Annotated in this window: 22 protein-coding genes and 1 tRNA gene; 12 read left to right on the forward strand and 11 right to left on the reverse strand. The window is 55.9% G+C overall.

The genetic code is table 11. The features are described from left to right. Nucleotides 1–2 precede the first annotated feature (2 nt). The 5 genes from QEH53_RS21155 to QEH53_RS21175 form a co-directional block, all read right to left on the reverse strand. On the reverse strand, nt 3–800 hold the full coding sequence (locus QEH53_RS21155; protein ID WP_309025223.1) for a cation transporter: 798 nt from the start codon (nt 798–800) through the stop codon (nt 3–5). Next, nucleotides 775–3,897, reverse strand: a complete 3,123-nt coding sequence (locus tag QEH53_RS21160) for a CusA/CzcA family heavy metal efflux RND transporter (RefSeq protein WP_309025224.1) — start codon at nt 3,895–3,897, stop codon at nt 775–777. Before QEH53_RS21160 ends, QEH53_RS21155 begins: the two co-directional genes overlap by 26 nt. Nucleotides 3,898–3,938: 41 nt before the next feature. After that, nucleotides 3,939–5,534 carry an efflux RND transporter periplasmic adaptor subunit gene (locus tag QEH53_RS21165; protein ID WP_309025225.1) on the reverse strand — a complete coding sequence of 532 codons (1,596 nt, stop codon included), beginning with the start codon at nt 5,532–5,534 and terminating at the stop codon, nt 3,939–3,941. A 6-nt stretch (nt 5,535–5,540) separates the two neighbouring features. Continuing rightward, nucleotides 5,541–6,920: a TolC family protein gene (locus QEH53_RS21170; RefSeq protein WP_309025226.1), complete on the reverse strand. Its 1,380-nt coding sequence runs from the start codon at nt 6,918–6,920 to the stop codon at nt 5,541–5,543. 115 nt (nt 6,921–7,035) lie between these two features. Beyond that, nucleotides 7,036–7,464: a hypothetical protein gene (locus QEH53_RS21175; protein ID WP_309025227.1), complete on the reverse strand. Its 429-nt coding sequence runs from the start codon at nt 7,462–7,464 to the stop codon at nt 7,036–7,038. Between the two features lie 247 nt (nt 7,465–7,711). Between QEH53_RS21175 and QEH53_RS21180 the strand changes: the two genes are divergently transcribed. The 9 genes from QEH53_RS21180 to QEH53_RS21220 all read left to right on the forward strand — a co-directional run bounded on the left by QEH53_RS21180 (nt 7,712) and on the right by QEH53_RS21220 (nt 14,719). Further along, on the forward strand, nt 7,712–8,368 hold the full coding sequence (locus QEH53_RS21180; RefSeq protein ID WP_309025228.1) for a hypothetical protein: 657 nt from the start codon (nt 7,712–7,714) through the stop codon (nt 8,366–8,368). Between the two features lie 37 nt (nt 8,369–8,405). Further along, nucleotides 8,406–9,221 carry a hypothetical protein gene (locus tag QEH53_RS21185; RefSeq protein ID WP_309025229.1) on the forward strand — a complete coding sequence of 272 codons (816 nt, stop codon included), beginning with the start codon at nt 8,406–8,408 and terminating at the stop codon, nt 9,219–9,221. After that, a complete protein-coding gene (locus QEH53_RS21190) occupies nt 9,211–9,498 on the forward strand; it encodes a hypothetical protein (protein WP_309025230.1) in 288 nt (95 codons plus the stop codon). The genes QEH53_RS21185 and QEH53_RS21190 overlap by 11 nt, the downstream gene beginning before the upstream one ends. A 103-nt stretch (nt 9,499–9,601) precedes the next feature. Next, nucleotides 9,602–9,829: a hypothetical protein gene (locus tag QEH53_RS21195; protein WP_008100425.1), complete on the forward strand. Its 228-nt coding sequence runs from the start codon at nt 9,602–9,604 to the stop codon at nt 9,827–9,829. A 60-nt stretch (nt 9,830–9,889) separates the two neighbouring features. Further along, a complete protein-coding gene (locus QEH53_RS21200) occupies nt 9,890–11,680 on the forward strand; it encodes a DNA polymerase (RefSeq protein WP_309025231.1) in 1,791 nt (596 codons plus the stop codon). Between the two features lie 2 nt (nt 11,681–11,682). After that, nucleotides 11,683–12,546 (forward strand): hypothetical protein, encoded by an 864-nt coding sequence (locus tag QEH53_RS21205; RefSeq protein ID WP_309025232.1) that lies wholly within the window; start codon nt 11,683–11,685, stop codon nt 12,544–12,546. After that, the gene (locus QEH53_RS21210; RefSeq protein WP_309025233.1) at nt 12,543–13,682 is read left to right on the forward strand and encodes an AAA family ATPase; all 1,140 of its coding nucleotides are present in this window, start codon (nt 12,543–12,545) and stop codon (nt 13,680–13,682) included. The genes QEH53_RS21205 and QEH53_RS21210 overlap by 4 nt, the downstream gene beginning before the upstream one ends. 160 nt (nt 13,683–13,842) lie before the next feature. Beyond that, nucleotides 13,843–14,070 carry a hypothetical protein gene (locus QEH53_RS21215; RefSeq protein WP_309025234.1) on the forward strand — a complete coding sequence of 76 codons (228 nt, stop codon included), beginning with the start codon at nt 13,843–13,845 and terminating at the stop codon, nt 14,068–14,070. Between the two features lie 46 nt (nt 14,071–14,116). Next, nucleotides 14,117–14,719, forward strand: a complete 603-nt coding sequence (locus tag QEH53_RS21220; protein WP_309025235.1) for a hypothetical protein — start codon at nt 14,117–14,119, stop codon at nt 14,717–14,719. A gap of 344 nt (nt 14,720–15,063) precedes the next feature. On the opposite strand, the gene QEH53_RS21225 is transcribed toward QEH53_RS21220, so the two are convergent. Continuing rightward, on the reverse strand, nt 15,064–15,465 hold the full coding sequence (locus tag QEH53_RS21225; protein WP_309025236.1) for a hypothetical protein: 402 nt from the start codon (nt 15,463–15,465) through the stop codon (nt 15,064–15,066). 177 nt (nt 15,466–15,642) lie between these two features. On the opposite strand from QEH53_RS21225, the gene QEH53_RS21230 reads away from it, so the two are divergent. The 3 genes from QEH53_RS21230 to QEH53_RS21240 all read left to right on the forward strand — a co-directional run bounded on the left by QEH53_RS21230 (nt 15,643) and on the right by QEH53_RS21240 (nt 17,863). Further along, the gene (locus tag QEH53_RS21230; RefSeq protein ID WP_309025237.1) at nt 15,643–16,074 is read left to right on the forward strand and encodes a hypothetical protein; all 432 of its coding nucleotides are present in this window, start codon (nt 15,643–15,645) and stop codon (nt 16,072–16,074) included. Continuing rightward, nucleotides 16,071–16,256: a hypothetical protein gene (locus QEH53_RS21235; protein ID WP_008104330.1), complete on the forward strand. Its 186-nt coding sequence runs from the start codon at nt 16,071–16,073 to the stop codon at nt 16,254–16,256. The genes QEH53_RS21230 and QEH53_RS21235 overlap by 4 nt, the downstream gene beginning before the upstream one ends. 245 nt (nt 16,257–16,501) lie before the next feature. Further along, entirely contained in the window at nt 16,502–17,863 is a 1,362-nt protein-coding gene (locus QEH53_RS21240) for a PIN domain-containing protein (protein ID WP_309025238.1), read from the forward strand. 8 nt (nt 17,864–17,871) lie between these two features. On the opposite strand, the gene QEH53_RS21245 is transcribed toward QEH53_RS21240, so the two are convergent. The 5 genes from QEH53_RS21245 to QEH53_RS21265 all read right to left on the reverse strand — a co-directional run bounded on the left by QEH53_RS21245 (nt 17,872) and on the right by QEH53_RS21265 (nt 23,019). Further along, nucleotides 17,872–19,197: a hypothetical protein gene (locus QEH53_RS21245; protein WP_309025239.1), complete on the reverse strand. Its 1,326-nt coding sequence runs from the start codon at nt 19,195–19,197 to the stop codon at nt 17,872–17,874. A 54-nt stretch (nt 19,198–19,251) separates the two neighbouring features. Then, nucleotides 19,252–19,339 (reverse strand) — tRNA-Ser (locus tag QEH53_RS21250). Nucleotides 19,340–19,465: 126 nt separating this feature from the next. After that, nucleotides 19,466–21,676, reverse strand: coding sequence for a molybdopterin cofactor-binding domain-containing protein (locus tag QEH53_RS21255; RefSeq protein ID WP_309025240.1), 2,211 nt, complete (start codon nt 21,674–21,676; stop codon nt 19,466–19,468). A 21-nt stretch (nt 21,677–21,697) separates the two neighbouring features. After that, nucleotides 21,698–22,156, reverse strand: a complete 459-nt coding sequence (locus QEH53_RS21260) for a 2Fe-2S iron-sulfur cluster-binding protein (protein ID WP_309025241.1) — start codon at nt 22,154–22,156, stop codon at nt 21,698–21,700. 209 nt (nt 22,157–22,365) lie between these two features. After that, nucleotides 22,366–23,019, reverse strand: coding sequence for an energy transducer TonB (locus tag QEH53_RS21265; protein ID WP_309025242.1), 654 nt, complete (start codon nt 23,017–23,019; stop codon nt 22,366–22,368). Nucleotides 23,020–23,216: the final 197 nt, after the last annotated feature.

Consider the following 23,216-nt stretch of genomic DNA (forward strand, 5'->3'; position numbering starts at 1 on the left):
CGCTACCGCGCCAGCTTCAAGATTTTGATTGCGCCTTTGATGACGAAGGCGAAGACGATGGTGCCGACGAGGAGATCGGGCCAACGGGATTCCAGAGCGTATACAAGGAGGCCCGCTACGATCACGCCGCCGTTTACGATGATGTCGTTGGAGGTGAAAATGGCGCTGGCTTGCATGTGGGCTTCGCTACTTTTGGCTTTGGTGATGATGAGCAGCGAGATGAGGTTCGCTATCAAGGCGAGCGTGGCGACCAGGATCATCCAGCCGAAGAGCGGCGTCTCGAAGCTGAAGAAAAAGCGCCGGATCACTTCGGCGAAACCGAGCATGGCGAGCCCCATCTGGAAGAAGCCGCTAAGCTTGGCGATTTTCTTCTTGGTGGCGACGGCCGCCCCAACAGCGAAGAGGCTGAGGCCGTAGACCATGGAGTCGGCGAGCATGTCGAGCGAGTCCGCCACTAGCCCCATCGAATGAGCGATCCAGCCTGCTGTCATTTCGATGAGAAAGAAGCCGAAGTTGATCCCGAGCACACACCAGAGAGCGGTTCTCTGGACGTGGGGCTCGGAGTGAGTCGGCACGAGAGCATCGATGGTGGAAAGCATTTCCGTGCCAAGATCGAGTTCGGTCAACGCCTCGAATATCTCTTGCGGACTTTCGTGATGGTAGACTTCGAGAGCCCGTTCTTGGATGTCGAAGTCGAGCCGGCAGACGTTGTCTAGCGGTTCGAGCTTCATGCGGATCATCTGCTCCTCGGAAGGGCAGTCCATGTCCTTGATCCTAAAGGTCGTTTTCTTGCATTCCATCTGTGGCTTCAGGTTTCTTCTTTCCGAACATGGTGTAGAGGATCGGAAGGACGACAAGGGTTAGGATGGTCGAGGTGACGACGCCTCCGATGACTACGGTGGCGAGTGGTCGTTGGACTTCGGCTCCTACACCGGTCGATAACGCCATGGGCAGGAAGCCGACGGCGTCGGTGACTGCGGTGGCGAGGACGGGCTTGAGGCGTTGCAGAGCGGCGTTTTTGACGGCGGCTCCGATGGCTTGCCCTTCGTCGATGAAGTTGCGGATGGCGACGACGAGAATTTGCCCGTTGAGAACGGCGATGCCGGAGAGAGCGATGAAACCGACGGCGGCGCTGACGCTGAAATTGATGTCGCGCATCCAGAGTGCGAATACGCCTCCAATGAGGGCGAACGGTATGCCGGTATAGATGAGCAACACGTCTCGGAGGTTCTTCATGCTGAAGAAGAGGAGCAGGAAGACGAGCAGCAGCGTGGCGGGAACGACGAGCATGAGGCGGTTTTGCGCGCGCTCGAGGTTTTCGAACTGCCCGCCCCATTCGACGACGTATCCGTCTGGCAGCGATACGGATTGCTCTATCTTCTCTCTGGCTTCTTCTATGAAGGAGCGGGCGTCGCGTCCGGCGATATTGCACTGGACACGGATGAGGCGGCGACCCCACTCGCGGTTGATGGTGGCGGAGCCTTCGGTTTCTGCGATGGTGGCGAGCGTGCGGAGCGGCAAACGTTGGCCGATCTCGGTGGGCACGATGGTGTTGGCGAGTGTTGTGGCGTCGCTGCGGTGCTCGTCGGGGAGACGGGCTACGAGGTCGAAGTGTCGTTGTCCTTCGAATACTTCGCCAACTTCGCGGCCACCAACGGCTTCGACGAATTGGAGCACGTCGTTTGCAGGGACGCCGTAGCGAGCGATGGCTTGCTGGTCGACGCGGACTTGCAAGGTGGGTTGGCCGGTGAGTTGGTCGACGGCGATGTCGGTCGCTCCTGGGACGGTGAGCAGGACGCGTTGTATGTCGTCGCTGATTCGGACGAGTTCGTCGAAGTCGTCGCCGTAGATTTTGATGCCGAGGTCGGAGCGGATGCCGGACACCATTTCGTTGAGCCGCATTTCGATGGGCTGGGTGAAGACGATGTTGAGTCCAGGCAGGTCGGCGACTTCCTCCTGCATGGCGGCGACGAGCTCGGTTTGGTTGTCAGCCTTGGTCCACTCGTCGCGTGGCTTGAGCGAGACGAAGATATCGGTGAGCTCGGTGCCCATGGGGTCGGTGGCGACTTCGGCAGTGCCGATGCGGCTCCAGACGTGGCGAATTTCGTCGGGGAAATTGTCTTTGAGGAGCTGTTCGATGCGGGTGTTGTAGGCGGTGGATTCGTCTACGGAGATTCCGGCGAGGCGGATGGTATTGATGGCGATGGCCCCTTCGCTGAGTCGCGGGAGGAATTCGCCGCCGAGTCGGAAGGCTTGCCAGCCGGATAGCGCCAGAATGGCGAGTACGGTGATGAGTACGGCCTTCTTTACTTTCAAGGCTCCGTTGAGGCAAAAGCCGTAGACGCCGAGGATGGCTTTCTCTACGATCCCTTGGCTGTGCTTTTGCTTGCGGGGGAGGAAGTAGTAGCTGAGTACAGGCGATAGCGTGAGCGAAAGGACGAGGGCTCCGAGCAAGGCGAAGATGAAGGTCCAGGCCATGGGCTTGAACATCTTTCCTTCGATGCCTTCGAGGGTGAGGATGGGAATAAAAACGATGATGATGATGCCAATACCGAAAGCGATGGGTCGAGCGACTTGTTTGGCGGATTCGATAATCGTTTGCAGTCGCTCGGATTTAGTGAGCGGCCGGCCGAGCTGTTTTGATTTGTTGGCGAGGTTGCGCAGGTTGGATTCGGTCATGACGACGGAGCCGTCGATGATGATGCCGAAGTCGATGGCGCCGAGGCTGAGCAGGCTGGCGGCGATGGCGAATTCGTACATGCCGAGAATGGCGAGAAGCATGGCAAGCGGGATGGCGAAGGCCACGAGGAGCCCGGCTCGGACGTTTCCGAGTAACAGAAAAAGAACTACGATAACGAGGATGGCCCCGAGGAAAAGATTGTGCTGCACGGTGCCTATGACCGAGGTGGTGAGCTCGGTACGGTCGTAGACGACTTCGACGATCACGTCGTCGGGAAGCGCGGGGCGGACTTGGTCGAGCTTTTCCTTCAGGTTTTCGGTGACGACCTTGCTGTTTTCGCCCATGAGCATGAAGGCGAGCCCGAGGACGGATTCGCCGCGTCCGTCGGAAGTGACGGCTCCGCGACGGATTTCGCGGTCGATCTTCACTTCTTCGGAGATGTCGCGGATGCGGATGGGGTTGCCGTCGAAGGAGTCGACGACGATGTTTTCGATTTGCTCAATGTTGGTCACGCGGCCGATACCGTGGACCAGCTGGGAGACGCCGCTTGCGGTGAGCACGCCGCCTCCGACGTTGCTGTTATTGGATTCGAGCGCTTCGTAAACCTCGTCTAGCGTGAGATTGTATTTGAGTAGCGCGGTGGGTGAAACGACGACATGGTACTGGCGGACTTCGCCGCCCCAGGAATTGACCTCGGCCACGCCGGAGACTTTTCGTAGTTCCGGTTTGACTACCCAGTCATGCAGAGTTCGCAGCTCTTCGAGCGTGCGCTCTGGATCTTCGGAACGAACGATGTAGTGAAAGACTTCTCCGAGTCCGGTGGCGATGGGCCCGAGTTGCGGGCGTTCGATGCCGTCGGGCAGTTCGACGGAGTTGATGCGTTCGAAGACGTATTGGCGGGCGTCGATGATTTTGGTTTCGTCGTCGAAGGTGGCGACGACTTGGGAAAATCCGAATTTGGATACGGATCTTACGTTGCTGAGTCCGGGCAGGCCGCCGACGGAGAGTTCGATGGGCAAAGTGATTTGCTGCTCGATTTCTTCGGGATTCAGCGCGGGAGCGACAGTGTTGATTTGAACTTGAACCGGTGTGGTGTCTGGGAACGCATCGACTGGCAACATGCTCAGCCTCCAGATTCCAACTACGCTGGCAGCGGCGAACAGGAGCACGATGAGCAGGCGGTTCTTGAGTGAGAATTCGACGAGTTTGGAAAGCATGATGAAAATCCGGTTCTAGATAAAATGAAAATAAAAGTGGCTTAATCGTCCACGCAGCCAGCCCCAAGGCGGGACTTGAGAAATTCGGACATGACGATGAAGCTGCCGTCGGTCACGACGGAGTCGCGTGGGTTTAGTCCGGCGAGCACATGCACTTGGCCGTCTCTCGCGTTGCCGAGCGATACGCGGCGGAGGGCGAACAGGTCGGGAGCGTTTTGCACGAATACGAAGTCCGAGCCTTCATGTCGTTGTACTGAGGCTTTGGGTACGATGGCCGATAGTTGTTTCTGGCCGGTGGCGATGTAGATCTTGCCGAAGAGGCCCGAGGTGAGTTGTTCGGCGTTTTCCGTGATGAGGGCGCGCGCTCGTATCATGCGGGTGTCCGGATCGATGGAAGTGTCTACCCATGTGATGCGCCCCGTAACGCGAGCGTTTGGCAGTTCGGGGAAAGCGGCTTCCACGGGCTGTCCGACTTGAAGCTGGCCTACGTGATCGGAAGGAACCGAAATCTCTAGCCAGCGCGTGGATAGGTCTGCGAGCGTGAAGAGCGGGTGCCCCGCTTCGACGGATTCGCCCATCACGGATTTGCGGTCGACCAGAGTGCCGGAGAACGGGGCGCAGACGATGAGCTGGGCGGAGGTGTCCTGCTCGTTTTCGACGCGAGCGATTTCGTCGTCTTCGAGGCCGAGGTTGAGAAGGCGTTGGCGAAGGTTGCTAGCGGCTAGTTTAGCCTTGCGGTAGTTGGCTTGAGCTTCGAGCAGCTCCTTTTCGGAAGTGACGCTTTGTTTCTGGAGGCGTGTTTCACGGTCGAAGGATTGTTTGCGTATGTCTAGTTCCACTACGGCGGAAAGGTAGGCGCTCTTGGCGGCGGCGACTTCGGCGGAGTGTAGTTCTACGAGCGGTTCGCCCGCCTCGACGATTTCGCCGACGTCTTTGTGCACAAGGCGGATGACGCCCCCGACGAGGGGAGTCACCTTAGCCATTGTGTTGAGGTTGTATTGCGTTTCACAAAAGGCTCCGATGACAGGAGCGGCCTCGCTCATGCGTGGAAGCTCCGTTCGGATACCTGCCTTGCCTGCGGAGGCTTCGGAGATGAAGCGAACCTTCATGTCATCGCCCGGGAGAAGCGAAGCGGCGAGGTCTGGCTGGCAGATCCCGCACTCCGCTTCGGGCACGTTGTGTTCGTTGCAAAAAAGGGCGTGACCGCCCTCGCTGGTTTTGGCTGAAGGGGTGACCGAGGCAGAGGCCCCGTCTTCCTTCTTCAACTCTGGATGGCAAAGGTAGCACTCGTCTTCGTAGAGGGAATGTTCCTTGCACCACATGCGGCTCTTGTCTTCCAGTTCAGGATGGCAGAGCCAGCAGCGGTCTTCGTAGCGGTCATGCTCCTTGCACCAGAGTCGGCCTTTGTCGCGTTTCGATGCGTCGCAGATGAAACATGTTTCGCTTGCGACTTCATGACTGTGAGGGATTGGCGTGTAGCCTTCCTCTGCGGCGTGATCGTGCCCGGCATGATCATCCGTTTTGGCGACTTCCGTCTTCTCTTGGCCGCAGCCACTCAATAAGAGCGCTCCGACTGCGAGGAGAACCGCTGTCAGTGACGACAATCCGATATTTGGATACGTTTTGTTTTTTCTCATATTCGTTTATTTGGAGGGTGATTGTTTTTGCAGATCGGCGAGACTGCGGCCGATCAGCGATTCGATGTTTGCGGCTCCGATGTGGTAGGCTTGGAGCGCTTGCAGGTAGCTCTCTTGGAGCTCGAAAAGGGTTCGCTGCGCGTCGAGAACGTCGAGGAAGGGAAGCTTGCCTTCCTTGAATGCGAGCTGGGTTCCTTGGTAAGCCTTTTCTGCGGCGGGTAGCGCTCGGTCGCGGATGGCGACGGCTTCGTCGTAGGCGTTGGCAAGTTCGGAATAGGATTCGCTAAGGAGTCGTTCGAGGCGAAGCTCGGCAGCTTTCTGGCGACTGCGGGCTGAGGCTTCGCCAGCTCGGGCGGATTGAATTTGCGCTTGTCCTCTATTAAATAGCGGCAGTGGTAGTGATATCCCGACTACGATGGCTTCGTCTCCGCTTTCGTTGTCTCGCTTTAGTCCGAATCGTCCAGTTATATTCGGGATGGCTTCGGCTTTAGCGAGGCGGCGTTCGGCGATCCGAGCGCTGATTTCGATGGCCCAACGAGCAACGTCTGGATTCTCGCCTAGGTGTTGGATCAAGGCCTCGGGACTGGGGGCTGGCGACACTGCGTCCAGGTCGCCAGCGATTTCTGTGAACGTCACTACTCGTTCTCCCCAGCTTAGGGAAAGTCTTCGATAAGCGGCCTCGCGTAGCCGTTCGGTGCGTTTGAGTGCGAGCTCGGTCGTTATAACGGGGACGACGACGCGGGACAGCTCGACCGGCGATGCGTCGCCTGCGTCAACACGGTTTTGAGTGAGTTCTTCGGTGGCTTCGGCGAGTTCGAGTTCCTGTTTAGCAAGATCCAGGCTCCGATCCGCAGCGAGAGCGGCGATGAATCGCCGCGTGACTTCGGCAATGGTTTCAAGGCGGGCCGCGTGATAGTCCCAGTCGGCGAGTTGGGAGTCTAGTTCAGCGATCTTTCTGCGTTGCTTAATGCCTCCACCGAGCGGGAGGGTTTGCGCGAGGCTTAGAGTGGATTCGGCCAAGTCCGAACCGTCGAATTTTCCGTTCCCTCCAAAGTTCTCGCGTTCGTATTCAAGCTCTGGGTTCGGCCAGAGGCGAGCTTGGCGAATTCTGGCAAGCGAGCCGTTGGCATCCCAAGCGAGCGCCTGAAGCTCGGGGCTGTGCTCGATGGCGAGCGAAATAGCACGCTGAAGCGTGACGGTACCCGATACTCTTGGAGCCTCAGTTTCGCTCGGAATGTCGCGTGGAGCCGGATGAGCGGGATGAGCCGGCGTTCGTGCCTTGGCGGCTGTGCCAGCGAAGGCAAGCGCGGTAGCGAGCGAAATAGCTATTAATCTGAGACGCCAATGCGGCGCGATTTCTAAAGTAGAAGATTGGTGACTGGGCATGGAAAATCCTGTTTCGTTTTCGAGTGTAGAACGCGGTTTCCCTGTGGGAATCGCGGTCAGAAAGGTCCGAGGCACTCCTAGGCGCTTAGGACGGTTTCGAATTTAAAACAGGATATCAGACGCGGAACACGACGGTGTCCGCAAAAAGCTGGGCTGCTCTATTCTGTATTGGCGGAGCCCTTACAGGAGCATTCTTTGAAAGGGTCTCTTCGTTGCGGACTACAAACAAGTCCGTCGAGGTCCACGCGATAACGGCGGTGGCTTTGACCACAACTCGGTCAACGCTGACAGTCGCTCCTTCGTCGCTCGCATCGATCTCGTAATCGGCGCAGTGGTCGCATTCGAAAGGAAGCGGGGAGTTTGCTAAAGCCTTCGCCTCCTCGATTGGACAGCATTTTTCTGGGAGGCCAGAAGCCTTCTCGGAAGTGACGCTGCAAATCGCTCCAGAATCCTTCTCGACGCAATAGACCCAACCGCCAATGCCCGCTAGTGCAGAGTTGCACGCGAGAGCGATTGTGAAGATCAGGGCGACGATAGGTTTCATTCCGTTTTGGGTTACGATCCTTGTGTGAAGAAGATTGCCGGAAACTCAAGTCAATTCTTGAGAACGGATCTCAACCATTTCGCAAGACGCTAGAATCGTGGATTTTCAAAAGAAAAATGAGATGTGACGCCAAATGTCACAGATGTGACGCCGAAAGTCGCGCCTTGGGGGTGTTAGCAGCTCCTCCAAGAAACAAAGACGCGGTGTCCTAGTAAAGGAGGGGCTGCCTAATGAATCGAAAATCATTATGGCAAAACTTGCACAACCCTCAGCGAGCACTTTCGAAGTCGGAGAACTCGCACCAGCTGGAACTTTCGTCGCGACCTGTCTCGACGTCCTCGATCAATTCGGTGTCGAACGCCCGAAGTTCGAGAACCCCAACGAGAGCGAGAAGATCGACGTCACTCGTTTCCTCTTCGGCCTCCGTGGCCAGGACGGAAACATCTACAAGGTTCAATCCTACGAGTTCCGCATTAGCGGTTCTCCGAAGAGCAACCTCTTCAAGTTCCTCACTGCTTGGCTAGGCAATCCCCCAAAGTACGGTTGGGACTACTGCGAACTGAAAGGCCAAGGCGCGATGATCACCATCGCCCACAAGCAAAACCGCGACAACACTCGCACCTTTGCTAGCCTCAACAGCATTGCTCCTGTCATCGAGCAACTGAAGGGCGAAGTGCTTCCACTCGAAGCCTTCCCAGCAGATCAAGAGCCGCAAGCTCCTGTATCCGCTCCCCAAGCACAGCAGCAATCAGTACCAGCAGCTCACATTCCCGCGAATGTGCCGCCGCATGGTCAGTACCCGCAAGCGGTCCAGCCCGCTCAACCACAGGCACCCCAGCTGCAAGCTCCACAGCCTGCCTGGAATCCTGCCATTGCTCCTCAGAATCCGAGCAACCCGTTCTAGGCCTAGCTAAACCCAACACCCAACACCTAGAATAAAAATGGCAGTTCTCAAAAAAGACAGTGGTTCCTCATCCCACTGGTACAAAGAAGACGGTAGCCCTTGTCATCGCGTGCCTCGTGCAGGCGGTGACGGGCTCCGCCCCACCACCATTCGCGACGCTCGACGTCTGCGTTTGTATCCAAGCGTTACCTCCATCCTCGGAATCTTCGCCAAGCCTCAACTCGATCGCTGGAAGATGCGACAAGTCGCCCTCGCTTCGATGCGACTCGAACGCACCAAGAACGAAAGCGACGAGTATTTCTCAGATCGCATCATCGAAGAGGCATTTGCTCAAGTCGGCGAAGCTGCGGAACTCGGTTCGCGTATCCACGACGCTCTAGAAAAGTACTTCGAAGGTGTACCGATTGCCGAAGACCTCCAAGTCTACACCAATCCGGTCATTGACTGGAAACATGAGAAGCAAATCGAGTTCGTTGAACGAGAAAAGACGCTGGTAAATCACAAGGAAGGATTCGCCGGAACAATGGATGTAGCTTGTCGCTATGGAGGGAACGGAATTGGCGTCATTGACTTCAAGACCCGCAAAACCACTCCCGGCCAACCGGTCTATCCCTACGACGGCCAAGCCATGCAGATCGCCGCCTATGCTGCGACCTACTGGGGCGAGGAGAACCTCGGAAAAGTCTTCGGAGCCAATGTCTACATCTCCACCACGGAGCCCGGACGCCTCGAAGTCTGCTCCTACACTCCCGAACTTCTGATCGAGGAATACGACGTATTCAAAAAAGCCTGTTCCATGTGGCGACACATGAAAGGCTTCGATCCACGGAAGGGAGCCAAGGGTGCCGGATAAGGCCTGGAAGGCCCTAGAGCGTCGCGTCGCCACGTACTTCAACACGGAACGCAACGCTCTCTCCGGCGGCAACTCCAAGGTCACTCGCTCCGACTCGCTGCACCCCGATCTCTTCATCGAGTGCAAGCAACGTCAGAAGCATTCCGCCGTCACGCTCTGGGATGAAACCAAGCAACTCGCCGACAAGGAGGAGAAAACTCCCGTCGTTTGTCTAGCTGAGAAGAACCGTAAGGGTTTCTGGATACTAGTCCACTCCGACGACCTCTCGAAGCTGTAAAAACCCACAACTAAAGGCCCGTCCGCGGATGGGCGGGCCTCCTTTTCTAAAACTCAATTACGAAACCCAATGCACCCGCGTGTGCAGAAACCTGAAAATCTAAATGGAAACAAGTTTATCTACCGAATCTAAACCTAAACTCGTTGATGCAAATGGACTGCTCGAAGTCCTCTTCGACAAGTCGTCCCGCCCCTCCGTTCGCTGGGTCCGCCAAATGCAAGCCCAACGCAAAATCCCATACGTCAAGATCGGCCATCTCGTCCGATTCGACGTAGAAGAGGTGAGGCAAGCCCTCAGCGAAAATTGCACTGTCAACCCTCGTCGCCGCTAAACGATCATGGTTTGCCTAAGTCCACCTTACGCCAAGCCGGAACCAACCGACCCCGACCAGATGAGTCTCGGACTCCTGGCCGGGGCCAACGGCGGCTCCCGTACCACCGCGGCACAACGTCGCGTCTACGGCTTCGATACCGAAACGTATTACACTAAAGGATACGACATCCGCTCCCTCGGAGTGGACGCTTATGTCGCTGATCCTCGCTTCGATTGCTACCTCGCGTCCTTCTGGGGGCCGCATGGCAACTTCGTCGGCCACCCGAGCGAATGTCCTTGGGAAGAGTTCAACGACTGCGTCTGGATCTCGCATAACGCCCGTTTCGACCGTGCTGTCTTCTTCCGTATGAAAGAGCTGGGAATCGTTCCCGCTCACATCATGCCTCGCGAGTGGCACGACTCCGCCGCTTTGGCCGTCTATCTGCAAGCTCCTCGCAACCTCGCAGGAGCCGCAGAAAAGCTGCTTGGCGAAAAGCCGAACAAGGCCATCCGCGACGCGATGAAAGGCATCCAAGGCGGTTTGCTCTGCCACGACAAAGCCGTGCTTGACTACGCCCTCGACGATGCTCGCCTCGCTTGCGAACTCTGGATCTCCCATTGCGATAAATGGCCGAAGAAGGAACGCCTCCTATCCCAGCTCACCATCGAGCAAGGCGAGTACGGCGTGCATCTCGACCAGAAGCGAATCCGCGAAGGCATCGAAACGCTCACCCAAGTTCGCGATGATGAAGCGACGAACCTCCCTTGGTTCCCACGTCTCAAGCCGAGCAGTCCCAAGGCATTCGCCGAGGCTTGCCAGCAAGCACGCATCCCGATTCCCAACTCCACCAGCGAAGACGATCCGCAAACTCAAGAGTGGATCGAGCGATACGGAGAACGGTATCCATGGCTCAAGCACATGAGCGAGTGGCGAAAGGCCAATCGCATGCTCAAGGTCCTCGAAACCATGCAAAGCCGCTGTCGCCGCGATGGCAGCCTTCCATTCGGTCTCAAGTACTTCGGAGCTATCGCCACCGGACGCTGGGCAGGCGACGCCGGGCTCAACTTTCAGAACTTCAATCGCGAAGCCTACTATGGAGTCGATCCCCGCAAGTGCCTGGTCGCTCGACCTGGACACAAGCTAATCATCGCCGATCTCTCTCAGATCGAACCCCGCGTCCTCGCATGGATCGCAGGCGATCACGAGCTGCTCGATAAGATCCGCAACGGTCTCCCGATCTACCAAGCCCACGCCGAAACCTCGATGAACTGGAAAGGTGGTGATCTCAAGAAAGAGAATCCGAACCTCTATCTTCTCGCCAAGTGTCGTGTCATCGGTCTTGGCTACGGAGCCGGTTGCAAAACCTTCCAGTCTTTGGCCCGTGGATACGGATTGGAGATGTCCATCAGCGAAGCCAAACGCACCGTAGACGACTTCCGCAAAGCGAACCCTCGTATCGTCAGTCTCTGGCAAGCTGTCGAAGACAGCATGCGCTATCACATCGGGAGCACCTTCTTCATGTACCTGCCGAGCCTGCGATCCATCCGCTACTTCGACGTGCAAGAAGAGGAGGGCCTAACCGCCACCACCGAACGCGGCGGCCGACGTCTCCACTGGTACGGCGGAAAGCTCACCGAAAACCTCGTCCAAGCCACTGCAAGAGACGTCTTCGCAGAAGGACTCCTGCGTATCCACAAAGCGGGTATTCGCATTCTCTGGACCGTCCACGACGAAGTCATCTGCGAAGTCCCTGAGGATTCCGACATCACCGTCGAAACCGTCACCGAACTCCTAGCCCAAACCCCAAGCTGGATGCCCGGCCTGCCCGTCGCAGCAGAAGGCATCGAAGCAAAAGCATACACCAAGTAACCATGGCCATACTTAAAAACACCACCAAAGCCCTTGAGGCCGCACTCAAGAATCCGCCCGAGCCCGGCGAACGAAACGTCTGGCTCTATACTGTCGCCAAGCGGGCGAAGAACCTCGCCTCACGCGAAAAGATACGCTCCTTCCTATTGAGCGTTGCTTCGCAGTGGAACGACCGAGATTTCACCCACGAGATCGACCGAGCAATCGCTCGAGCGTTCGAAGATCGTTCCGCACCTCCCGAGTCCGAACGTATTCCGCCTTGGCCGAAGTTCAACCAAGACGCTTGGAATCGTCGACTCGACCACCCGAGACTCTTCGGAGGCGAAGGCGCTCAGTTGCCTGCCAGCGAAGTCATAGACCGTCTTTTCTCCGAAAACGACCTGCTCTGCATGTCGCTTGATACCAAGAGCACTGTCACCCAACGACGCCAACTATGGCGCGGGTCGGAAGCTGCGATGCAGTTTTTGGTTCCCAATGCCATGACCAAAGAAACAGGCATCACACAATCCGGTAACATCTCTTGCCGCTCCCTCGACAACGCCACCCGATCCAAGACCTACCAAGTCATCGAATACGACCGTGGCACCCTCGAAGAACAAGCATCCATCCTCTCGTCACTACACACTGAATACACGCCCCTCATCATGGTCGTCTACTCAGGAGGTAAGTCACTGCACGGATGGTTCGATGTTCGCACCCTCGACGAAGCCTCCAAGCTCCGATTCTTCCGCCATTCAGTATTCCTAGGATCCGACGCCTCACTCTGGGACGCCTCTAAGCTCGTACGTATGCCAGGAGGACGCCGAGACAACGGAAAGACGCAGGACATTCTCTACTTCAACCCAATCGCACCCAAGCACCCATGACCACCAATCTCATAGAAATCTGGAAGGAGATCGAAGATCCCAACTTCCACGTCACCGAGAACCAACTACACCCATCGCCCAAGCCTTTCACCGTTCTCAACGGTTCGAAACTCCGTTCGGTTCCTGTGCCCGAGAAGGTCGATATCCTTGGCGACGGCGTTATCTCACTCGGACAACTCACCACCATCATCGGTCAGGGAGGCACGGGAAAGAGTCGCGTCACTATGCAGATCGCCATCTCCCAAATCCTCGGTTGGAGCATGGCCGGACTGAAGACACACCCCGAGCCACTGAAACACCTGCTCATCGGCACGGAAAACAGCATCTATCGCCAGAAGTCCGAATATCGAAAGATGACTCAGTCGCTCTCACCTGAACAACGGGAGCAAGTAGATGCCAACATGTTCTTCCATGTGGTCCAAGAGATGGACGACGCCTTCATCCATCTCGGTTCCGACGATATTCGTAAGAAGTGGGTGGATACATTCGAACTCGTCAATCCCGACGTCGTCTACATCGATCCCTACGGAGAAGTCCACGTGGGCGATATCAACAAAGATGCCGACGTTCGCCACACCCTCCGAGAAATCACCAAAGTATGCCGCCGCTTCAATCCCCGTACTGCCATCGTGATCGTACACCATGGCAGAACAGGACGGGCGAACATCGCCCAAGCGGTCGGTTGGGATAAAGGAAACTACGCCCTCGGATCCAAAGCTTTGTACTCCGGAGCCCGTTCCCAAATCAACATCGCTCCCGCCGATCCCGACGACCCATCCCGCATCATCCTCAGCAGCGGAAAGAGCAACGACGCCAAACCCTTCGATCCCGTCGGCCTCAAGCTCGACGACACCACCATGCTCTACGGCATCGACGCATCCTTCGACCTCCAAGCCTGGAAGGCCGATGTCGACGGCAAGCAGTTGAACACGAACTTCTCCATCAAAGAAGTCGCTCAACAACTCCTCGATAAGCCGAAAAAGAACTCCGAAATCCACGCCGAACTGGGCGGATCCGAAGCCGGTTCACGCCGCTCTTTGGACCGCATTTTGGCCAAAGGCAAAAAGGAGGGCTATTTTCGCACTGAAAAACGGGGGTACAAACTTACTAAAAAGGGAAGCGATTTGATCTCCTAAATCCGTATCCTACAACCACCTACAAAATCCCCGAGTCACGTCCTATGACATGTCATAATGACAGGTCGCAAAGCCCTATCATATGACACTATGACGACCCCCCTTTAGGGGGGTGTCATCGTCATAGACGGGTCGGGAAGTTTAAAACGCCTTATCGCTCATGGCCTCAAATTCCGAAGAACAATTACTCTCCGTCAAAGAACTCGCCTGGAAACTCAATCGCCATCCGAACTACGTCTACCTCATGCGAAAGGCAGGCTTCGTGATGGGCGGCAATCGAACCACGCTCGAAGAAGCCCGAGAGTGGCTGGCAGAAAATCCAAACTGGCGAGGACGCCTAACAACAGGCGACTCCAAACTCGGCAAGATCGTATCCAGTCACAACTGACAACAACACCTCACTCGCTGGCGCTCGCTCGGTAGTCCTCCTCCCGTTGGTCGTCGCGCTGTCGCGGCAATCCCAACGCAACTCGACTCCACCCGCAGACGCTGAGATCTTCGCTCTCTCCGTTCCATTCCGCTTAGCCGTTCGCGGTGGCTTTCCCTCGGTTCTGCTCGTGCCCCTCGCTCAACCGCTACCGATGCGGCGAGTCCAGATCTCGGACAAGCCGAGCACTGGTCTCGCTTATCGCATCGTCCGCGGATTCGCGTCCTGCTTCGCAGGCACGTGGCACCAGCAGCCCCGAGCCGCCACCACTAAAACGGCACGCTCCATTTCACTACGATCCCTCAGACGTCAGCGACTGCTCGCCCAACTTCCAATAAACATCCCCCGTGGTCGCCCGTTCGCAGAGCTAGCAGCAGCAACCGTCTACGCTTCGTTCCTCAGCTTCGCCTATAGCTGCCACTACCACTGCTCGGCGGGCTCTCGAATCACCGCGATCGCTCGCCAAACTCGCTCCATCCGCAAACAACAAACATCGCCGCTCATCGGTTGTCACCGAAACGCAACTACGCCTTCCTCGCAGCTTGAGTGCCAGCAAAGCTGTCACACGAAGCTGCACCCACTGCAGTCCGGCTTCGCCCGTACAACGTGACATTATGTCCATTTCGTTCACGCTACGCTCACCCTCGCTTGGCAGGTATGCCTGCTCTCGGTCACGAGATGGCACATAATGTCGTATTGTACGCTTTCGTGGGTCGGTCGGCTCCGTTGCGTTCTTGGCTGTCGCCAAGATTCGCGGCTTCTGTCGAGTCACCATCGCTGACGCGATTCCACGCTGTTAGCTTTTCGGCTCTTATCGATTGTAGCTGTTCCCAGCCACCCGGGCCCCGGCTGGGAAGGAGAGTCGAGTGCAGCCGAGCCGAAAGAGACGTCCCTCGCTTCGCTCAGTCCTGAGTAGTGCGGGCTACCCCGCCCCCGCCCGGGGTACTTGGTGAGTCATCGCTTTGTCGCCCATTCCGTATTCGCTTGTCGGGTACGATTATCCGGCTGCTCCAGGCGGCCCCTGCCATCAAGAAGATAACAGGGGCCTTCCCCCCGCCACCCGCTGCGCGGACGCGGTGGCCCCGCGTCTTCGCCGGCGTCGCTCCGCTGGCCGGCATTGCCGCTTACGCGCCCCCAGCGCGTTGATTCGCCAGCAGCTTCGCTGCCAGTCGCCGAGCGGCCAAGGCCGCCCGCAACAATCAAACCCTCCATGCGTGCTTCCCATCGTGGCCGGAGTCGTTCGCCCTTCAAGGTAGTGCGGCTGACGCTCGCCTCCACCTTGACCGCCTCGCTCCACCGCCTCTTCAAACGCTCGCCGCTTGGCAGGTTGCAAAGTCGGTTCCAGAAAAAACGCACTTCAAAAAAGAAAACCTGCGATGTGAGTCATTGGCATTGTACGCGCCTCCAGACAGTTAGCCTGTGCTGTAACGCAGCCGCGAAGCGGAGAGAAAAACACCACAGTGAAAGAGCGTGAAAACGGGTTGAGTTGTCGGCTCGCAGCTTGGTTCGTTCGCCTCAACATGAGGTCGTGTTATGGCATTCGATATTTCTCCAGACCTTTTGACGATGGGCGCCTCAGCTGTTGCCGGTTTCTACATGAAACATAAGGCAGAAGAGCGGAAAGAGCGTCACGCCGAACACATACGAGCCTCCGAGCGGCGTCACCTCTCGGAGGCTTCGCGCGTCCGGGCCGCCAGCGTCGCCGGACAATGGATACGCCGCTTGCTCGTCGCCGCCATCGTCTTCGCCGTAATCCTCGCCCCCTTCATCGTCACCGTCTTCACCGACGCCCAAACCATCCTCCAATACTCCGAGCAAACCGGAGGAAAGCTCTTCGGTTTGTTTGGTCCCGCCAAAAACGCCGTTCGCTTCCAAGCCATCGACGGCTTGCTCATCACCCCCGAAACCCGCCAAGCGCTGCTCGCCGTGGTCGCTTTCTACTTTGGACAAGGAGCTGCCAAATGAAACGCATTCTACTCAGTCTCCTCGAAGATCGTGCCGCCCTTATCGGCTCCGCCGGAACCGCCTGGACGGTCGCGCTCAAACACATCCACACTTCAGTGGGCATCCTCGTAGGACTCCTCACCATCGTCTACCTCACGATCAAAATCCGCGAAGAGCTCAAACGCAGCAAACGCGACGACTGAGCCGCTCGCCCCGGGCGAAGCCCAAAACGCGCTCGCCCGGGAAGGGGGTTAGGGGGATGGGCAAGCGAAGCGTGAAAAACACGCTCGCCAGAAAAACCGCAAAAACGCCCGCGCCAAAAATCGCGCGAGGGCATCCGGAGGAATCGCGAAGCCGTCTACTGACGGGATAGAACCGAAGGGGCGAAACCTAAGTTGGCGACTACAGCGAGCTCATGCTCCCACTTGCGAAGCAAGAAGGAGACTGAGTGCCTTTTGAGATTGTCGAAAACCTTCTCAAATGCTCGTATTTTGGAATGAAGATATTTTTCGACACGATGGTCTACCTTCACTACCTGGGCCTAGATCAAATCGATTTCGAAGATGTTTTCGGTCCCGGCCCCCATTCCGTAGTAGTACCTCGAATTACTCTTCGTGAACTCGATAAACACAAAAATACCGGCAACTCGAAAAGGATAAAGACTAGAGCAAAGAAGGTGCTTCGCAGAGTTGAAGATTGGCTCGAGTCTGGAAACGTGAGTGCGGTCTTGCCTATCGAGTTTTTCGCGAAATCTCCGAGTATCGACTTCGAAAAATTTGGTCTAAACCCAAGCTGGAATGACGATGTATTGATCGCTTCGATACTACAGTATAAGATCGATAACCCGAGCGTAGAAAATGTTGTCTTAGTGACACTTGACTCAGGAGCTCATATGACTGCCAAATATCTAGGCGTTCGGGTGTTTGATTTATCCGACGAACTCCTTTTGCCTGTCGATGAGGATCCAATAGAGCAGGAAAATATAAAGCTCAGGAAAAGGATATCGGCTTTGGAGGATATGAGGCCTAAAATAAAGGTTTCTTTCCCCGGAGGAAAGCAGCATTGCAAGGTCAATATTTTCCAGAAACCAGAGCTGGAAGCTGCTGAAGTCGAATCAAAGATAGCCCGGTTGAAGGAAACGTTTCCCAAGCGTGAGGCACCCAAATTGAATCTCTCAAAAGATGAAGACGACCCTGTTCTCAAGATTCAGAGTTTGATTAAAAACTCAGATCTCATGAGCATGGGATTAAACGGCAGGGAGATTGAAAGGTACAACAGTGAGGTAGAGTCCTATATCACTAATTATCGAAAATATATGAAAGGTTGCTGGGAGTTGGATGCAGCAATAGCTCGCTCATTTGATTTCGAAATAGAAATTCGCAACGACGGTACTCAGCCTGCAGAAGATGTAGACGTGCACTTTCATTTTCCAGATGGCTTTCGTTTGGTCGATGACTCCAAACCGATGCACTACCCAGCAGAGCCCAAAGAGCCGGTTGCACCTCGCTCCGTTTCAGATTTAATGGAAGCAAATGCGCGGTCTTCCTGGATGCTTCCAGCGTTGGGAAATGTCGCACCGCCTTCCTTTGAAATGCCGACTTCGTTCAGCATAGAAAAGACCAACAGCTACGATGTGAATGATCACTTCGTAAGAATAAAGCATGGTGATTCGGTGCTGTTGCCCAGAATGCGGATTATATTTGAATCATTCGAAAAGGCATCGTCTTTCTGTTGCCAATACACGATCAGGCCCGCGAATTTGCCAGAGGCTATCACCGGTGAGCTGAATTTCGTAGTAAGTAAACAGTGAGAGTGGTTTCAAATGACCTGCAATGACTTCGACTCGTCGAAACGTCCACCAACCTTCACGAGATTCGAGGGTAGGCTCGTGCCTTCGGGCGTGATTCGCCAGAACTCGTCGGCTTCTGCCTCGGTCTTCAAGTCAAGGTAGTGCTTGCGGATGATGTTCTCGGAGTTGCCAGCTTGTAGGGCGGCGTCGCCGACGGACTGGAAAGCCCCCACGATCATCGAAATGAAGGTGTGACGGAGGACGTTGTGATCGAGTCCGTTCTTTTTGCGGATGATTTTGCGATGGTACTCGAGGCGGTTGGGGACGATGGGGTATTCGTCGAGCGGGTACTTTTCCAGCCAGAGACGCAAGTTTGGTTGGATCTTGATGGCTCGCTTTTCGTCGACCTTGGAAACTTCCGGTTCGATGAGGATCACGCCCGTATCGAGGCGTATATGCTCTTTCTTGAGGCGACCGATTTCGCCGGTGCGAATGTCTGGCCGGAGTCCTGCGAAGAGGCAGAGAGCAAAATACGGGACGAAGATGCCTTTGGGGAGAGGCTTACGCTTTGGGTTGTCAGGATCGCCGTCGTAGTCCTCGACGTACTTCATGAGTGCCTCGGCTTGCTCGGCGGTGATCGTTTCCGCAGAGCCTCGCTTCGCTTTGATCGTGAACTGAGGGACCTTGTCGAGAGGATTGAGCATGAGCCAATCCTTGAGCACACAAAAGCGAAAGAAGGTGTTCAGGTAGCCTCGCTTGTTGTTGAAGGTCTTGGGGCTGATATGGCTGTTGTTTTCGCCAAAGGTCAGATTGTTAAGGTAGTTGCGGATGAGCTCGGGATCCATCTCGCCAAGAAGCTTTTCGCCGTACTCTGCTTTAAATTTGGTGAGCTGCGTGGTCATGGTACGAAGTTGCACGGCGGTGATGATGTTTCGCTGATGCTCGATTCGCTTGTGCTTCAAGTATTCGTCGATGGAGGTTTCGACGGTTTGCTCGAACTCCGCTTCGCGGTAGCGGTCGAGGGCGTACCTTACATAGTAGGAGAGAGGTTTCTTGCGGCCTTCGAGCATCTTGAAGGCGATCTTGGCTTCCTCGCATTCTTCGCGACTGAGGGAAGTCATGACGACCTTTTCGTAGTTCTGCTCGGCGCGTTGCTTTACTTCGAGCCGCTGCTTTTCCTCGGTAGCCTCAGACTTCTCCTGGAAGTTCTTGCGGTAGCGTTTGCCGTTGATGGTTCCGGCAACTCGCCAGTAGACGGTTCCGGTGGGGTGCTTCATCCGCTGGACGGTGAACTTCCCGTATTTCTTTCGCTTCTTTTCCCCTGGAAGCGACGCAGGGGTGCTTGAGTTGGACATGGTCCAAATTTGCCAATTCTAATTGGCAAAGACAAGCGTAAGTCGTTGATAAAGTGGCGGAGAGAGAGGGATTCGAACCCCCGGAACCTTTCGGCTCAATGGTTTTCAAGACCACCGCATTCGACCACTCTGCCATCTCTCCATTGGTCTAAGAAGCAGCGAAAGAATTATCACTGCTCTGCTATGTCAACTATGGACTTCGAGATTTTTGGATCCTTGAAGCTCCGGCTTGAAGGAGGCTCGACGAGGTATTCGTTCCCGACCTCGCTTAGCTCCAGCTAAGGTCAGTCTTGCTGAAGGGCATTGAGCGAACACGAATTCCGGTCGCGGCGAATATTGCGTTGGCGATGGCGGGCGTGGTGGGCGGGAAAGCTGGTTCGCCGAGACCTGTTGGGGGATTGTCGCTCTGGTCAAAATGGACTTCGACCTTTGGAGATTGGGCAATGCGGAGCATTGGGTTGTCGTCGAAGTTGGTTTGACGCACGCGCCCGCCCTCGATGGTAATCTCTTGCTGCCAAGCGGCGTTGAGGGCGTCTATCATGGAGCCTTGTACTTGGTTCTCGGCGCCTGAGAGGTTCACTATCGGACCGACATCGACTCCAGCGATGAGTTTATTGACGGTGAGGGCCCCACTGGGAGCGACGGTCACTTCCGCGACGACGGCCACATAGCCGAGATGGCTGAAGTGAAATGCAATACCTTGTCCACTACCTTTGGGCAGCTTTCTTCCCCATCCTGCTTTTTCTGCGGCGAGGCGGAGGACTCCCTTCATGCGCCCTGAATTGAAAACGGGGCCACGGTCGCCGCCTGGTGGTACTTCGCGATCGGGACCGAGTAGGTCGAGGCGAAATTGTAGAGAGTCACGCTTGGCTGCTTCGGCGAGCTCGTCGATGAATCCTTGGGTTGCGAAAGCGATGGCGCAGCTACCGGGGGCACGCCACCAGCCCATGGGAACGTTTGTGTTGATGATTGTTTGCTCCAAGCGAGCGTTTTCGAGGAAGCGGATTGGAAATTCGTCGCTGCTCATGTTCGCTCCCCGGCCGGTACTCTCGTCGGAGTTGAGGCCGAAAGTTACGAAATGGTCGTACCAAGCCGAGACTTTGCCTTCTTCGTCAACGGTGCCTTTGAAATGGTGCCAGCCGGCGGCACGATAGTAGTCGTGCTGCATGTCTTGTTCGCGGGTCCACGTCACTTTGACGGGAGTGCCTTCGAGTTTGTGGGCGATTGCGGCGGCCTCGCAGATGAAGTCGGACATTAGGCGTCGGCCGAAGCCGCCACCGATACGTGTCATATCGATTTTGACCTTGTCGTCTTCCAGATGGAAAAGCTCTTTGACTAGCCCGTGTCCGTTGATGGCGTTTTGGGTAGGACTCCAAATTTGCATGACCCCATCTTTGTATAGAGCAGTGGTGTTCTGGGGCTCGAGGTTTGTGTGCGAAAGGAAGGGATATTCGTAAGTGGCCTCGACAACCTCCGATGCCGAGCCTAGGACGGCTGTTACGTTGCCGTCAGACCTGAGCTCATTTCCCGACTGGGAGGCGAGTTCTCGTGCTTTCTCTTGGTATAGGAGCGAGTTGTGTTCCGAAGCGCTGTCGTTTTCCCACAGGACTTGCAGGCTCTGCTGGGCTTTGAAGGTCGTCCAAGTGTCGCGCGCCACGATAGCGATACCGGGGCGAAGGCCGAATGCATCTTCAGTGCCTTCCACGATGAAGGCGTCTACGATTCCGGTCATGCGTTTGATGGTATCCAGGTTTGCGCTACGAGGCTTACCACCGAAGACGGGAGAGCGTACGAAGGCAGCGTAGAGGAGTCCGTCGTGGTTTTGGTCGATGCCGAACAGGGGCTGGCCGGTGACGATGGCACGGTTGTCAACGCCGGTGATACGGCGGCCGAGTAGTTTGAAAGTCTTGGGATCTTTCAGGGTAACGGAATCGGGATCAGGGACTTCAAGTTTGGCGGCGATGTCGACGAGATCTTTGTACGCGAGTTTTTTGCGAGAAGCAGCGTGCTTGACGAACCCTTGATCTGCCTGGCATTCCGACGCGGGTACGTTCCATTTTTGGGAGGCTGCTTTTTCAAGCATCGTTCGACCTACGGCGCCGACCTTGCGGAAGTCCGTATAATGGCTCGGAGTAGCGCCACTACCGCCAGCGCCTTGCCAGCCTTTTAGCCCGAGCACGAGTCCTGCCTGCTCGACGGTTACGTTTTGCCAAGGTACTTCTAGCTCCTCGGCTATGATCATTGGCAAGGACGTCTTGATACCTTGGCCAATTTCGGGATTCTTGGATATGATGGTAACGAGTCCGTCGCTTGCGATCTTGATGTAGAAATTGGGCGCGAAGACTTGGGTTCCTTTTGTTGCAGCTGTGGCATTGGAACTGGGGAAAAGGGCACTCAACAAGAGACCGCCGCCAGCTATGGCACTGGCTTTGACGAAGTCGCGACGAGCAATGGGTGATAGGGTGTTATGTTGCTGCATGTGGAAATTTGGTTTCGGGTGCTATGCTTTGGCGGCGGTGTGGATGGCTTCGCGGATGCGGGTGTATGTGGCACATCGGCAAAGGTTGCCAGACATGGCAGCATCGATATCGGAATCGCTGGGCTTCTTGTTGTTAGCGAGTAGGGCTGTGGCGGTCATTATTTGCCCTGCTTGGCAGTATCCGCATTGTGGAACATCGTGCTCGATCCAAGCTTCTTGCACGGGCGTAAGCTTTTTGTCTTTGGCGAGCCCTTCGATCGTTGTGATCTTGCTGGTTTCGGCGGCCCCGATTGGAAGTTGGCAGGAGCGGACTGCGGCTCCGTCTAGGTGCACGGTGCAAGCTCCGCATAGGCCTTTTCCGCAACCGAACTTGGTGCCGACGAGACCGAGGTGGTCGCGCAGTACCCAGAGGAGGGGCGTGTCGTCGGATACGTCGACGCTGTGTTCTTGTCCGTTGATTTGCAGGGTGTACTGGCTCATTTGATTCTTAATCTAAGAGTATCGGTTTCGGGAAGTGAGGGAAGGGATTGCGTCGCTTCGTTCGCAATAGGGGTGGAGGTCGTCGTTCGCGGATACAACGCGCAGTTGGCTTCTCTGATTTTAGCTTATAATAATTGATTGCACAAAAAACAGGAAAGACCGCCCGACTACGCGGACGGCCTTTTTGATGTGGCTGTATTGTTCTTGGTCTAAGGAACAAAATTTACCGGGAGGTGGACGATGGTGCGTACCTCCTTACCGTCCTTGCGGCCGGGTTGCCACTTGGACTTCATGACTGCGTCGAGAGCTGCCTGTTCGAATTCGCGGTGGGTCGATTTGAGGATGCGAGGGCGGATTATTCGGCCGTGTTCGTCGATCACGAACTCGACCATTACTTCACCTCGCGTTTTTGTTTGCTGCATGGAATAGGGGTAGAGGGGCTGGGTCGCGACTAGGGCCCGCGGCCTTTGGTCAAGCTCGCTCACCAGGAATTCTCGGATGTTGGTATCGTCCCCTCCCAAGAAGGTTCTACCCGCGTCTACGGTGACTCCTGTTCCGTTGTCGCTCGGATTTAACAACATCGCCATCATCTCGATCGTTATGGGTGGAGGAGGCTCCTCTATGACTGGTTTCTCGATTGTTTTGTCATCTATCGGTACCTCGGGTGGATCATCCAAATCGAAGGTTGGTATTTCGGTGACCGTCGGTTCAGGCGTTGTCACAGCAGGGGGGTGGAAGGGGTTCGGAATCTCCATCAAGACGGGGAGGAGAGCGAAGATAGCTGTTACTCCGAGGGCTCCGAGGCTGAGAGCTCGCAGGCTGAAACCGGCGGATAGGGGTTCTTGAGCGTAGATATGACTCATATTTTCAGGGGTTGAGGTTGTCTCTTCAAACGGTGTACTACGAATGGAGGACATGCACAGGGTAAGTAAAGACTACAATTGTAGGATTAAGTGTTTTTGTGTGCCTATTCGCTTCTTCGCGGTTTGCTTGGCGGGGGAGGTCGACGATATAAGCGATTCACTTGTCCCACCGTGAGGTATATACGCACAAAAAAGCG

The sequence above is a fragment of the Pelagicoccus sp. SDUM812002 genome, from assembly GCF_031127835.1.
In the GTDB taxonomy this organism is placed as follows: Bacteria; Verrucomicrobiota; Verrucomicrobiia; order Opitutales; family Opitutaceae; genus Pelagicoccus.